Source organism: Streptomyces sp. NPDC057638 (assembly GCF_042800315.1).
GTDB lineage: Bacteria > Actinomycetota > Actinomycetes > Streptomycetales > Streptomycetaceae > Streptomyces.
Map to the genome: position 1 here is coordinate 1 of NZ_JBHVHF010000260.1, position 11,701 is coordinate 11,701.

Annotated in this window: 13 protein-coding genes and 1 pseudogene; 8 read left to right on the forward strand and 6 right to left on the reverse strand. The window is 72.4% G+C overall.

What is annotated here, in order from left to right; translation table 11 throughout:
* Positions 1-34 precede the first annotated feature (34 nt).
* The 4 genes from ACFVIM_RS26975 to ACFVIM_RS26990 form a co-directional block, all read right to left on the reverse strand.
* Positions 35-457 (reverse strand): DUF397 domain-containing protein, encoded by a 423-nt coding sequence (locus tag ACFVIM_RS26975; protein ID WP_384306328.1) that lies wholly within the window; start codon positions 455-457, stop codon positions 35-37.
* Positions 458-617: 160 nt separating this feature from the next.
* Positions 618-806, reverse strand: a complete 189-nt coding sequence (locus tag ACFVIM_RS26980; RefSeq protein WP_384306331.1) for a DUF397 domain-containing protein — start codon at positions 804-806, stop codon at positions 618-620.
* Between the two features lie 58 nt (positions 807-864).
* Positions 865-1,626: a 5-formyltetrahydrofolate cyclo-ligase gene (locus ACFVIM_RS26985; protein WP_384306334.1), complete on the reverse strand. Its 762-nt coding sequence runs from the start codon at positions 1,624-1,626 to the stop codon at positions 865-867.
* A gap of 15 nt (positions 1,627-1,641) precedes the next feature.
* Complete coding sequence (locus tag ACFVIM_RS26990; RefSeq protein WP_384306336.1) at positions 1,642-2,910, reverse strand: helix-turn-helix domain-containing protein; 1,269 nt, start codon at positions 2,908-2,910, stop codon at positions 1,642-1,644.
* Positions 2,911-3,128: 218 nt separating this feature from the next.
* On the opposite strand from ACFVIM_RS26990, the gene ACFVIM_RS26995 reads away from it, so the two are divergent.
* Genes ACFVIM_RS26995 through ACFVIM_RS27010 form a run of 4 tightly spaced genes read left to right on the forward strand, consistent with a single transcriptional unit; the run spans position 3,129 to position 4,296 of the window.
* Entirely contained in the window at positions 3,129-3,299 is a 171-nt protein-coding gene (locus ACFVIM_RS26995; protein ID WP_384306339.1) for a hypothetical protein, read from the forward strand.
* Complete coding sequence (locus ACFVIM_RS27000) at positions 3,299-3,511, forward strand: hypothetical protein (RefSeq protein ID WP_384306342.1); 213 nt, start codon at positions 3,299-3,301, stop codon at positions 3,509-3,511. The genes ACFVIM_RS26995 and ACFVIM_RS27000 overlap by 1 nt, the downstream gene beginning before the upstream one ends.
* Positions 3,508-3,924, forward strand: coding sequence for a hypothetical protein (locus tag ACFVIM_RS27005; protein ID WP_384306345.1), 417 nt, complete (start codon positions 3,508-3,510; stop codon positions 3,922-3,924). Before ACFVIM_RS27000 ends, ACFVIM_RS27005 begins: the two co-directional genes overlap by 4 nt.
* A 3-nt stretch (positions 3,925-3,927) precedes the next feature.
* The gene (locus ACFVIM_RS27010) at positions 3,928-4,296 is read left to right on the forward strand and encodes a hypothetical protein (protein WP_384306347.1); all 369 of its coding nucleotides are present in this window, start codon (positions 3,928-3,930) and stop codon (positions 4,294-4,296) included.
* Here the strand turns inward: ACFVIM_RS27010 and ACFVIM_RS27015 are convergent.
* On the reverse strand, positions 4,293-7,469 hold the full coding sequence (locus ACFVIM_RS27015) for a sacsin N-terminal ATP-binding-like domain-containing protein (RefSeq protein WP_384306350.1): 3,177 nt from the start codon (positions 7,467-7,469) through the stop codon (positions 4,293-4,295). The genes ACFVIM_RS27010 and ACFVIM_RS27015 overlap by 4 nt on opposite strands.
* Positions 7,470-7,697: 228 nt before the next feature.
* Between ACFVIM_RS27015 and ACFVIM_RS27020 the strand changes: the two genes are divergently transcribed.
* Positions 7,698-7,889, forward strand: a complete 192-nt coding sequence (locus tag ACFVIM_RS27020; RefSeq protein WP_384306353.1) for a hypothetical protein — start codon at positions 7,698-7,700, stop codon at positions 7,887-7,889.
* 263 nt (positions 7,890-8,152) lie between these two features.
* On the opposite strand, the gene ACFVIM_RS27025 is transcribed toward ACFVIM_RS27020, so the two are convergent.
* Positions 8,153-9,049 (reverse strand): DUF3027 domain-containing protein, encoded by an 897-nt coding sequence (locus ACFVIM_RS27025; protein ID WP_384306355.1) that lies wholly within the window; start codon positions 9,047-9,049, stop codon positions 8,153-8,155.
* A 498-nt stretch (positions 9,050-9,547) separates the two neighbouring features.
* Between ACFVIM_RS27025 and ACFVIM_RS27030 the strand changes: the two genes are divergently transcribed.
* The 3 genes and pseudogenes from ACFVIM_RS27030 to ACFVIM_RS27040 form a co-directional block, all read left to right on the forward strand.
* Positions 9,548-10,891, forward strand: a complete 1,344-nt coding sequence (locus ACFVIM_RS27030) for an MFS transporter (protein ID WP_384306358.1) — start codon at positions 9,548-9,550, stop codon at positions 10,889-10,891.
* 103 nt (positions 10,892-10,994) lie between these two features.
* On the forward strand, positions 10,995-11,474 hold the full coding sequence (locus ACFVIM_RS27035) for a DUF2771 domain-containing protein (protein ID WP_384306361.1): 480 nt from the start codon (positions 10,995-10,997) through the stop codon (positions 11,472-11,474).
* A 41-nt stretch (positions 11,475-11,515) separates the two neighbouring features.
* Positions 11,516-11,701, forward strand: a pseudogene (locus ACFVIM_RS27040) (futalosine hydrolase); the annotation flags it as partial.

Consider the following 11,701-nt stretch of genomic DNA (forward strand, 5'->3'; position numbering starts at 1 on the left):
GGCCGGTCGCGCTCGGGCGCGGACCGGCCCCCTCTCATACGTCGGCGCTACGAGCGAGGGCGATGAGGCCCGCCCATGCGTGCGAGGAAAGCATGAGGACGGGCCCATCCCCTGCCTTGCTGTCCCTTACCGCTACCGCGTGGTCCCGCTCGGCCACCTCGACACAGTTCCCGTTGCCGTTGCTGTAGCTGGACTTCTGCCACTGAGCCGACAGCGGCTCGTCGCTGTCCCGAACGGCGGTAAGGCCAGGGATGGGGGACCACTCGACGCACTCTCCGCCGTTGTTTCCGCTGTAGCTGGACTTCCGCCACTGCACCGGCCTCGGCGCACCGCTTTCCCTGGCGGCGAAGCCGGGGCCGGGCGCGAGGGACCACTCCACGCACTGGCCACCGTCGGGCCCGCTGTAGCTGGACTTCCGCCACTGAAGCGGCATCGGCGCGGGGTTGCCCTGGCTCATGTCACGTACTCCTTCGTGGAGCGTACGGATGAGTGCTGCCGACATCACCCCAGACAGGACGCCGTCAGGCAACCGCTCGGACACACCCCGGCCCTAACCCGCCACCGAGAATGGCCGAAGCCCCGCATTCCCGCGAGGGAGTGCGGGGCTTCGTGGGCTTCTAGCCGTTGGCGCGACGGGCGAGAGCGACGAGACCCGCCCATGCTTCAGGGGACAGCGTCAGGTACGGCCCGTCGAGCCTCTTGCTGTCCCTCACCGAGACAGCTTCACTGCGATGTGCCACCTCCACACATTCCACGTTGCCGTTGCTGTAACTGGACTTGAACCACGCGGCGGGGTCGACGCTCATCGGCATACTCCTTCGTTCCCTCTTGGATGTGGGAGACCGGCGTCCGGGGTGCCACCGCCTATCCGGCGCACGATCGCTGAGCTGAGGCCGCCGTCTGGTCTGAGGTGGGGCGACGGGCCGTGAGTGCGGGGATAGCGGAGAGGTAAGCGTCGGGCAGAAGCTCCCAGAGGATTCCCGGCGGGGTGTGGCGGGGGCCGCAGGCGATGATCCTGGTAGGTGTGACGATCAGGTCCAGACGGAAGTCATGGTCGGCCTCCGGAAGTTCTTCGTCGAGTACCTGGAGATCGTGGACCGTTGTCACGATCAGTGTGTCCGGGTGGATGAGCCCGGCTTCCTGGAGGAGCCCGACCTCGATGTCTGCGTACCCGGCGCCCTTGCCAAGACGTACGCCCTTGGGATTGACCGCCACGCTTCCGCAGACGACGAGGTCGACGGGAGGGATGTCCTGGACGTCCACCGGCCGTGCGAGTCTCACGGCCGTTCGCCGGTCGGCGGCCTCGGCCGGATCGCCGATGCTGTCGGGCGCGAGGTGGTAGAAGGGCTTCGGGGCGGCGAGTTTCGGGGCGGCCATATACAAGTGTTTTCCCTCTGCCAGGGCTCGGGCGCGTACCGGGGTCTGGGCGGTGTCGGGAACCGCTTTGACGATACGCGCGCCTCTCCAGGCCGGGTGGAGGGCGAGGCGTTCAGCGGCGGCCTCCGTGCCGGTGAAGGTCGGGATCCGTCCGGCGACCCCTGCGGGAACCACCCCTTCCCGCTCCAGCGACTGCCAGACCCGTTCGCGCACCGTCTGCTTCGCTATCCGCACGGTGTTCTTTGGCATTGGACTCCCTCGTCTTCACGCGGCGGAGATAAGACCCATCAGCCGGTCGTGCAGCTCGCGCACTTCTCCTCTTCTGTGCCAAGGTCGCAACTCCCGACCAGCTTGGAACACGAGCTTCAGACCACCGCCACCTCGATGGCGCTCTACGATCCCGATCGCATCGTTCAGCGCCCCGATCGCCTCATCTAGCTTGCGCTGCCGGATACGGGAGAGCGCCAGGTTGGCCAGCGCGATGGCGTGAGACTTCGACCCGTGACGCATTTCCCTGACATTCTCAGCCAGGACTTCCTCCGCCTTGGGCGCGTCGTTGAGAAAGAGAAAGCAGGAGCCCTTCAGGCGCCCGAACTGGCCTGGCGAGAGGAGGGAGGCGGCGATATCAAGATCGGCTGCCTGTGTGAGGTATCGCTCGGCCAGCACCAGTGACGCCTCACATTCCCTTCGCTGGTTCAGTATGGCGTGAGCCTCTGCCACGTGCAGTGTCGCGAGCCCGGCGAGGACATGACTGGCGCCTTTGGCTGTCGCTGCGGTTCGGCTCGCCAGCTCCAGTCCGGTCTGGGGATCGTTCTCGCCGTAGAGGGAGACGAATGAGGTCCGAAGCAGTGCTAATCCCTCCGCTACGGGATCGTTCAGCTCACGAGCGGCGGAGGCTGCCTGAGTGAAGTAGGCACGGGCGGTCCCGTGATCGGTCCTCCCTGAGGCGTCCCACACCAGCTGGCCCATCAATGTGCACGCCTTCGCGCGCGCCGCGCACACATCGCGGCGGACCTGGTGCTTAACGGTCAAGCTTCGCCAATCCGCCAGCTTCCCGAGATGCTCGCCGACCGGGGCGATGAGAGCCGTAGACGGCTCACTCACATAGCGCTCGTCCAATTCCTGTACCCGCTGCCGCAGCTCCGCCACCGTCATGAGATCCAGAGGGCGTGAGTTCCCCGCTGAATAGCGGGCGCTCTCGATACGGGAAGAATCGGGCACGGGACCCTCTTCCCACGGTCTCGCGGAAAGTCCGAGCATGTGACCGGGGATTCCGAAGCCGTCGGCGATACGTTCGATGACTCTCTCGCTCCGGACCCCCCGGGAACCTCTGATGATGTCCCCCACGCGTGAGGTGCTCATCCCTACAGCGGTCGCGATAACGGTGTAGCTCGATCCTGTACGCCTGTTGACCAGGCGGAGTATCTCCTGGAAGTCCCTTATCGAGCAGGCGCGTTGCATGGCCCCACTGTGCAGCAGGGCGTCCGGGACGGTCAGCGCGTAGTCATGGCGCCGGAGTTCGCGGTGCTCCATGTGTTCACCTCGCGGGAACGGAAGTGATCTCACAGCAGGGTAGCCCTCGATCGCCAACTGGAGTGCCCCAAATCCTCTTGTGGAGTACTCCGATCTGTGTTCATCCAGGGCTTTCCCGTAGGGAGGATTTCACCAGCGGCGCGCGCCTGTGCCTGTCTGCGAAGCCCCGTGAAGACATGATCGATCCGGGGCATGACCAACCTACGGAGTGGTCAAAGGTGACCCCTAAACCATACGAACAGCAACAGCGCACGGCCGTCCGGGAGGAGGGCCCGACCGGCGACCAGACCGGGCCGGATGAAACAGGTCAGGACTCGCCCACCCTGGTGCGGTTGCGGGAGCGGGTGCGGGAGATCAACGCGGAGCACGCGCACTGGCGGTTGCCGTGATGCGGTTATGGCTCTGGCTGACGCTCGCGCTGGGCGCTGCTGAGGAACGGTTGGGGCTCGGGTTCGAGCTGTTACGGCTGCGGTGGGACGCCGGGTGCGTCGATGACTGGAGCCGGGGCCTGGAGGTCGAGGCCCATCGGGCTCGGCTAGACGCCGAGCTGGAACGGCTACTCCGGGTCGAGCCCGCGCCCGATGAAGGCGAGCCGACATGACCGGCCCGCCCGTCGCGTACCTGTGCCACGTCATCGCTGAGGGTCCGGTCTACGGGTCGGGTGAGATCGTCCCCTTCGTTCTCGACACCCTCCGCACCCGCTCGCAGGACATCGCCCTGACCTGGCTACGCAAACAGGCCCTGCGCCTCGCCGACGGGCTCGACCCCGACCCGGCACGCGCCCCCTGGGCCACCCGCTGCGAGCGGACCCCCATCCCGGACGCGCCCACCGAGTTACGCGTCTGGGCCGCCGACCCCACCGAGGACCACGCCGCCCGTACCCGGCTCGACCACGGGGTGGCCGTCTCCGTCGTCATCCCGGACGGGCCCGACCGCTACACCCTCGCGATCAGCCCCCGCCCCGCCCGCGTCCTCTACATCCAACCCTTCTTCCACCACCACATGAGGAGTTGAGCCGTGCCCCGTACCGGACGCGACCACGTCCACACCGACAAAACCACCATCGTCGCCCGCTACTGCGAGGGCGAGTCCATCAAGGCCCTCGCCGCCGAGTACCGCGTGAGTGATGCCTGGATGAAGAAGCAGCTCACCACCTGGGGCCTGCCCGTACGCGGCGTCCGCGACGCCCGCATCCTCCGCGCCCGAGCCCAGGACCCGGTCGTGACCGAACAGCAGCCCCCCACCTGCGGGACCTGCGACGGCCTCGTGGCCGCCGAGCGCGAGGCCCGCCACGCCCACGACCACTCCGCCGCCACCGACGCCCGCGTCCTCCTCCGCCGGCACCAGCAGCACAGCCCCGACCACCGACCTCGCACGGAGTGCTAGTCGAACCACCGGTCCCGCGCCAGTTCCGCCGTCCGGGACGGGTCCTCCAGCAGGGCCGCGACCTCGAAACGGCGGGGCCACTGGGACGCCGACCAGGCGAGGGCGGCGGCCACGCCCTCCAGGGTGGCGGCGTGGACGGTGCCGTCGGCGGTGCGGCGCCATTCCAGTTCGACGCCGTCCACGACGAGTTCGTCGTGTTCGACGTACGTACGCGGGGTCGCGGGGCCGAGCAGGGCCCGGACCGACTCCGGTACGTCGTGTTCGTCGCCCTCCGCCGTCACCTCGGCGGGGACGGTCTCGCTGAGGCGGCGGACCTGGAACAGGTCCGCGAGGTCGGCGGCGCGGGACGGGGAGACGGGCAGCAGCGGGAGACCGGCGGCCAGGGGCAGCAGGTCGGGGGCGTCCGCCACCACCGCGTCGGTGGCGTCCACGACCACCACTTCGCCGTCCACGACGGCGCGCAGGTCGTCGGGGAGGGTGACGTCCTCGGGGTCGAGTTCGGCGAGCAGGGCGTAGAGGGCGTGGAGCTGGGCGGGGCGGACGGGGAGGTCGGGGTCGGCGAGGCGGGTCAGGAGTTCGGCGGCGCCGCCCGGTTCGCCGAGCAGGGCGTCGGCGGTGGTGCGGACGCCGAGGGCGCCGAGGACGGCGGCGTCCTCGAAGCCGGTGGCGTCGACCTCCTCGTACAGACCGTCCAGCAGCGGATCGACCCCGGCGGCGCGCAGTCCGGCCGGGCGGCGGCCGTCGAGGACGGGGTGGTCGCGGAGCCACCAGGCGGTGTAGGGGCGGACCAGCCGGGTGGTGCCGTCCGGCAGCAGGACGCGGACCTGCTGGGTCAGCGCGTCCCGCAGCGGCGGCCGGGAGAGCAGCGCGAGGGCCCGGGGCCAGTGCTCGTCGTCGACGAGGTCGAGATCGCGTACGGCGGTGATCTCGGTGGCGACGGGCGGTACCGGGGTCTCGGGCAGCCGGTCGAGGACGTCCTCGCACCAGACGTCGACGGCGTCGAGGAGCCCGGCGTCATCGGGTTCGGCGTAGTCGCCGTCGCGGGGTTCCAGCTCGTCCGGGTCGAGGACGACGTCCGTGGCGCGGACGAGCTGGAAGTCGGCGAGCACCCCGCACGCGGCGAGCGGGCGCTCGCCCCAGCGTTCGGCGAGGTCGGTGTCGCAGAGGGCGAGTTCGCCGGGCCGCATCACGGAGGCGAAGGCGCTGTCGGGGAGGACCAGTTCCCCGGCCGGGGCGAGTTCGCCGTCCTCGTCGGGCAGGGCGAGCGCGCCCAGCCAGGGCTCGTCGCCGGGGGCCAGTTCGGCGTCCCGGACGAGCGCGAGCACGGTCTCGGCGAGTTCGTCGGCGTCGAGTGCGCCGCCCTGGTCCGCGAGGTCGTCCAGGTCGTCGAACCAGGTCTCGCCCGCCTCCATCGACCCGGCGACGGCGGCCCGTACCTGCGGGGTCGTCAGGACCGCGCGGGGGGTGGCCGGGAGCGCGCCCAGCTTCTCCAGCAGCGGGTGGGCGGCCTCGGGGTGCACCACCTTCAGACCGAGGCGGGCGAGGTCGGCCGGAGTCTCGGCGAGCGGGAGGAGGGTCTGGCGGGGGCCGATGACGGTACGGCCGGAAGCGAGAGGGACGGGCAGGCCGCTGAGGCGGTCGGGGTCGGTGCCCGCGAGGCTGTCGTACAGCCGCCGCCACCAGCCCGGCGCGCGTTCCAGTCCGGCCAGCCGGTCGATCGCCTCGGTGAGCGGCACCCGCGCCACGCCGAGGGTGCGCAGCTCGGCCCGGCGTTCCAGACCGGCGGGCAGCAGGCTCGGCAGCACCTCCGACAGCACGGCGACGGTCTCGGCCCCGGCGCCCTCCAGCACCTCCGCCTCGATGGGGCGCAGGGCGGGCGGTGTGGGGTGGACGTCCGTGCCGGTGCCGGTCTCCTCGCGCGCGGCGGGTTCCAGGAACGCGGTACGGGGCAGCCGGGCCAGGATCGCCGCGCGCAGCGTCCCGTCCAGCTCGCCCTTGCCCAGCGGGCCCGGGACCAGGTCGATCGTGCCGGTGGAGACCGGGTGCCAGTCGCCCAGCAGCTCCGCGTACGCGTCGGCGGCCCGCTCGATCAGGAAGTCGGTCAGCGGGCCCGGCGCGGCCCGGCGGCGGCTGCTGTCGACCGGCAGGGTCGCCAGCAGCAGCGCGGGCACCCCGAGCGCCTCGTCGGTGGGGGTCGGCGCGTGGACCACGGGCGCGGTGGGCGGGGTGGCGGGCGCGCCGACCGCGTCCACCGGGACGGCCCAGGTCAGCGACCAGACCGGCCGCAGCCGCTCCTCGGTCGGACGGTCCCGCAGCAGTTCGGCGTCGAGCGTCCCGCCGTGGGTGACGGTGCGCCAGCGCCGCGCGCCGTGCACGGAGTCGGTGATGAGCGTGTACGGGCCGTCGGCGGCGCGGGTGAGGGTACGGGTGCCCGCCGGGGTCTCCACCACGACCTCGGCGAGGCCCGGGAGGGCGAGCAGCAGCGCGTCGTCCACCTCGGCGAGCAGCCGCTCGGCCAGATCGGCGGCGGCCGTGTCCCGCAGCGGCAGGACGACGACCGTGTCGTACCCGTCGGGCGCGGTGCCCTCGGCGGGCAGCGGCAGCCGCAGCAGCGGCACATGGCCCTCGCGACGGCGGATCTCGTCCCCGAGCCCGGGGCTGGCCTGGGCGGTCTCCTCGGCGAGGGCGCGGGCCTCGGGCAGGGACCAGCGGACACCGCCGTGGCGGCCCAGCACGGCGGGTTCGTCGCTGACGGTGAGGACGGCGGCGAAGCCGACACCGAAGCGGCCGACGCTGGTGGCCGGGGCGGCTGGGGCTTCTTCGGCGCGCGGCGCGCGCTTGGCGGAGGCGCGGAGGGTGGAGAGGGACTCCACCCCGGTCGCGTCCAGCGGGGCACCGGTGTTGGCGGCGGCGAGGACCGGGGCCCGGTCGTGCGTCCCCGGGCTGAGGGTGAGGCGCAGCCGCCCCGGGACGGCCGCGCGGGCGGCGGCGTCGGCGGCGTTCTGCGCCAGCTCGACGATCAGGCGGTCGCGGTAGCCGCCGAGGACCAGTTCCTCCTCGGCGTTGGCGTCCTCGCGGAAGCGGGCCGGACCGGCGGCCCAGGCGTTGAGGACCGCGCGGCGCAGCCGTGCGGTGCCGAACGGGTCGGGCCACTCGGGGGTGTCGCTGCTCACGGTGTGCTCCGCTCTGCCGGGTCGGGGGTGCGGCCGGGGCACGTCACATCCTGGGTGCGCCCCGCCCGCGCTGAAGGTACCGCGTCGCATCCCGGCGTCCGCCCGCCCCCCACCGGCCCCCGGCGCCCCGGCGGGCTCACCGTCGGGCGTCGTACGGCCCGGGTCGGGTCCTGTACGGGTCAAGGGGGCGTCAAGGAACCTGCCGCGCCGCGCCGTTTGCAGCAGCTCATGGCTGCGACAACGAACGACGAGCCGGGCGGCATCCGGAACAACTCCGTCAGCTCGCTCACCACGCTGTCCTGCTGGATAGAGCTGTGGGACGCGCCGAACACCTCCGGCTTCAACCAGGAGTACCGGCAGTCGACCTCGTACGTCGGGGACGCGATGAACGACCGGGCGACCTCGATCGCCTTCCTGTAGGACCGGCCTCCGGCGCCGTCCCGCAGGGCAGGCGCGGACGCGGGGCGCGGTGCCCGTCCCCCGGGTGTACGGGGCGGGTGCCGTCGCCCGGCCCGCCGCCCACGCCGTGCCGCCGGGATGCCCCCGGTGCGTGGTCAGTACGCCCCGCGCGGCCGGTGCGAGGGGAACTCCCCCTGGGCCTGGCCCCACCCCTGGCGGGCCCGGCGGCCCGGGCGGGGGTGCCCCCGGGTGAAGCCCAGGGGCGCCTACGTCGCGGACAGGGACTAGGAGTGGCCCAGATCGTCGTCGGAGGACGGGTGGAGGGGGAACGCGTCCGTGCCCATCGAGTCCAGCACCGGCTCCGGGCGCTTCGGCGGCTTCGGCATCACCGCCGCCTCCGAGTGGCCCCCGCACCCGTACGACAGCGACACCACCCGGCCGTCGGCGGGCGCGAACTCGTTCGCGCACACCCCGAACGCCTGCCGCAGCGACCCCGCGAGCGGCACCAGGAACGCACACGTCAGACAGGTCGCGGGAGCGGCCTGCGCCATCGGGGTGCGCTCGCCGAAGGACTCGTCCCAGCGGTCGGCTGCGGTCCGCAGCCCGTACCGGGACAGCACCCGGGCGCGCCGCATCCCCAGTTCCTCGGCGACGGCGGCGATCTCGGCCCGCCCGTTGACGGCGGCGTCGGCCGGGACGCGGTCGGTCAGCTCGGCGTCCTCCGCGTCGATCCGCTCCACCAGGTCGGGGGAGGTCTCGCTGAGCACCGAGTTCGGCGGCGGTACGTCCTCGCCGGTGTAGCCGGGCTCCAGGCGCGGATCGTCGGCCTCGGTCGGCAGCAGATCGCCGGGGCCCATGTCACCCGGGCGCAGCCGCTCGCTCCACGGCACCCACTCGGGCGCCAGCAGGGCGTCAGGACCGGGCAGCAGCACGGTCTCGTCGAGGGTGACGAGCTTGGCGCGCGAGGCCCGGGTCACGGTCACGGCCCAGCGCCAGCCCCGGTACCCGGGCTCCTTGCACTCGAAGAAGTGCGTGACGACCCGGTCCCCCTCCGCGGTGAGGGACACATGCTCGCCCACCACACCTGGGGCCGCGATCTCCTCGGCCGCCGTGCGGGCGAGGTCTACCGCCTCGGCGCACAGACGGTCAGGGGTTCGGCTTCGCGTCGTCGCAGCACTCACAGGTCTCGCTTCTCTCCTACGCCGTCTCACGGGTACGCCTCCCGTTGGGGTGGTCCAGGGCGGCGGGCGGAGCGGACCAGAGGGCCGCATCGACGTCCGCGCCCCGACCGAACCTGTCCCGGGCGTACCTAACGTCATCCATTCTGAGGGATGCCGAAGAGGCGCGCGGCCGGGAACGATCGCCGGTGACGCGCTACGCACGCTACCCCCTCGACAGCTCCGCGCCCACCTGCGTGCCCTAAAGACAGCGCCAGAGGCGGGTCACGGTGTGGACAAGGAGACTTTTCCGGGGGTGGCGCGGAGCGCCCCGGGGCGGGGCTCCGGTGCCCGCCGGTGGCGTGAATGGCCCGCTCCGTCCCACCCGTCCCACCCACCCCCGGGGCGCCCGGGCGCCCCGGTCTGCCCCGGTTCACCAGGAGGTCACCCGGGCGTCACACCACCGCGCCGTGTGGCGCACATCGCCCCACCCGCACGCCCCCCGTGGGGCACTATGGCGAGATGGCAGCCGCCAGCTCGTCCAACGCCTCCGGGTCGTTCGCCAGAGCGTGCCGGGCGGTCGGCCGCGTCCTGCGGTCGCCGTTCCGGCTCACCGGGCGCGGGATCCGCAAGGCCACCCACGCCCATGGCGCGGGCGAATCCGGCCTCGGCAAGCTGATCGAACTGCACGCCGTCAACGGCGCGGGCGATGTGATGATCACCGTCGCGCTCGCCTCCACCGTCTTCTTCTCCGTCCCCACCGACGAGGCCCGGGGCCGCGTCACCCTCTACCTCGCGATCACCCTGGCGCCGTTCGCCCTGCTGGCGCCCGTGATCGGCCCCCTGCTCGACCGGGTGCCCCACGGCCGCCGCGCCGCGATGTCGGCGGCGATGCTGGTCCGCGCGGTGCTGGCGCTCGGGCTGTCCGGCGCGGTCGCGACCGGCGGTATCGAGCTCTATCCGGCGGCGCTCGGCGTCCTGGTCGCCTCCAAGGCGTACGGAGTCGTCCGCAGCGCCGTCGTACCCCGGCTGCTGCCCCCACGGATCTCCCTGGTCAAGGCGAACTCCCGGGTCACCCTGGCGGGCCTGCTGGCGACGGGCATCGCCGCGCCCATCGGGGCCGGACTGCACCGGATCGGCCCCCAGTGGCCCCTCTACGGCGCGTGCGCGCTCTTCCTCCTCGGCGGCTACTGGGCGCTGCGGATGCCCCCGGTGGTCGACTCCGCCAAGGGCGAGCGCAAGGCGCACATGCTCGCCCACGGGGAGCGGAAGCCGAGCCTGCGGACCGTGGGGCCCTCGGTACTCCATGGTCTTCAGGCGAACGTGGCGTTCCGGATGCTCTCCGGCTTTCTCATCTTCTTTCTGGCCTTCCTGCTGAGAGAGCATCCCGTGGCCGGGCAGAGCGCGGCCGTCTCCCTGGCGATCGTCGGTGTCGCGGCGGGCACCGGCAACGCGCTCGGCACCGCCGTCGGCGCCTGGCTGCGGGCCCGGGCCCCCGAAGCGATCATCGCCACCGTGCTGGGGATCGCGCTCGGCGTGGCGATCCTGACGGCCGTCTTCTTCGGGGCGGGCATGGTCGCCGTCCTCGGCGCCACGGCGGGCTTCTGCCAGGCGCTGGCCAAGCTCTCGCTCGACGCGCTGATCCAGCGGGACGTGCCGGAAGAGGTGCGGACCTCGGCGTTCGCCCGCTCGGAGACGCTGTTGCAGATGGCGTGGGTGGTGGGGGGCGCGGTGGGGATCGTGCTGCCGCTGAACGGGGTGCTGGGGATGGCGGTGGCGGCGGGGATCGTCGGTACGGGGGCGCTGACCGCGGCCCGCGGCCTCCTCACCCACGCCCGCCACACCCCCCACCCTCACCTCGTCTGACCCCGCGCGCCCGGTCCACCCCGCGTGGGCCCGGGGCGGGGGAAAGCCCGGCGCGCCGGACCCCGGCGTGGACATGGCTGGTGGGCCCGATAGCCTTTCGGCCATGACCGTTGCGTTCCTCTCCGGCAGGCGTCGCCGGACCACCGCCGCCATCGGTGCCGTCAGCGCCGGGCTCCTCGTCCTCTCGGCCTGTGAAAAGCCGACGCCGCTCGCGACCGTCACGGTCGGGACGGAGTCCGTGAACTCCGAGGCCGCCTGCTACAACGACGGCAAGCCGTTGAAGGAGTCCGTGATCCAGGACTGCCTCAACAAGGGCACCGGCAAGACCGTCAAGGTCGCCGTCGACGACCGGATCCGCTTCGGTGTCGACCCGGAGATCGCCGAGAACGGCTGGACGCTGTTCATCGGTGGCCAGCCCGCCGAGCAGGAGCCGTACACCAAGACGTACCGCTCCATCCCCGCCAGCGCGTTCTTCACGTCGCAGACGGGCCAGCCGTCCGGCAGCGCGAAGATCAGCATCGTGGAGACCAGCGGCAAGAAGCTGCTCGGCATCTGGGTCTTCAACCTGGAGAAGAAAGACTGATCCGGTTGATCCGGCGGGTGTGACGACATGAGGGGCGGGCCGTGCGCGTACTGGTCGTGACCGCCGTGGCGGCGGAGGCCGATGCCGTCGCCGCGGGCGCCGGTGACGCCGTCGAGGTGATCGCGGCCGGGGTCGGCCCGGCCGCCGCGGCCGCCGCGACGGCGTCGGCGCTCACCGCCGCCGCCCTGGCCCCGGGCGCGCCGCGCGCACCGCGCGCCCCGCACCGG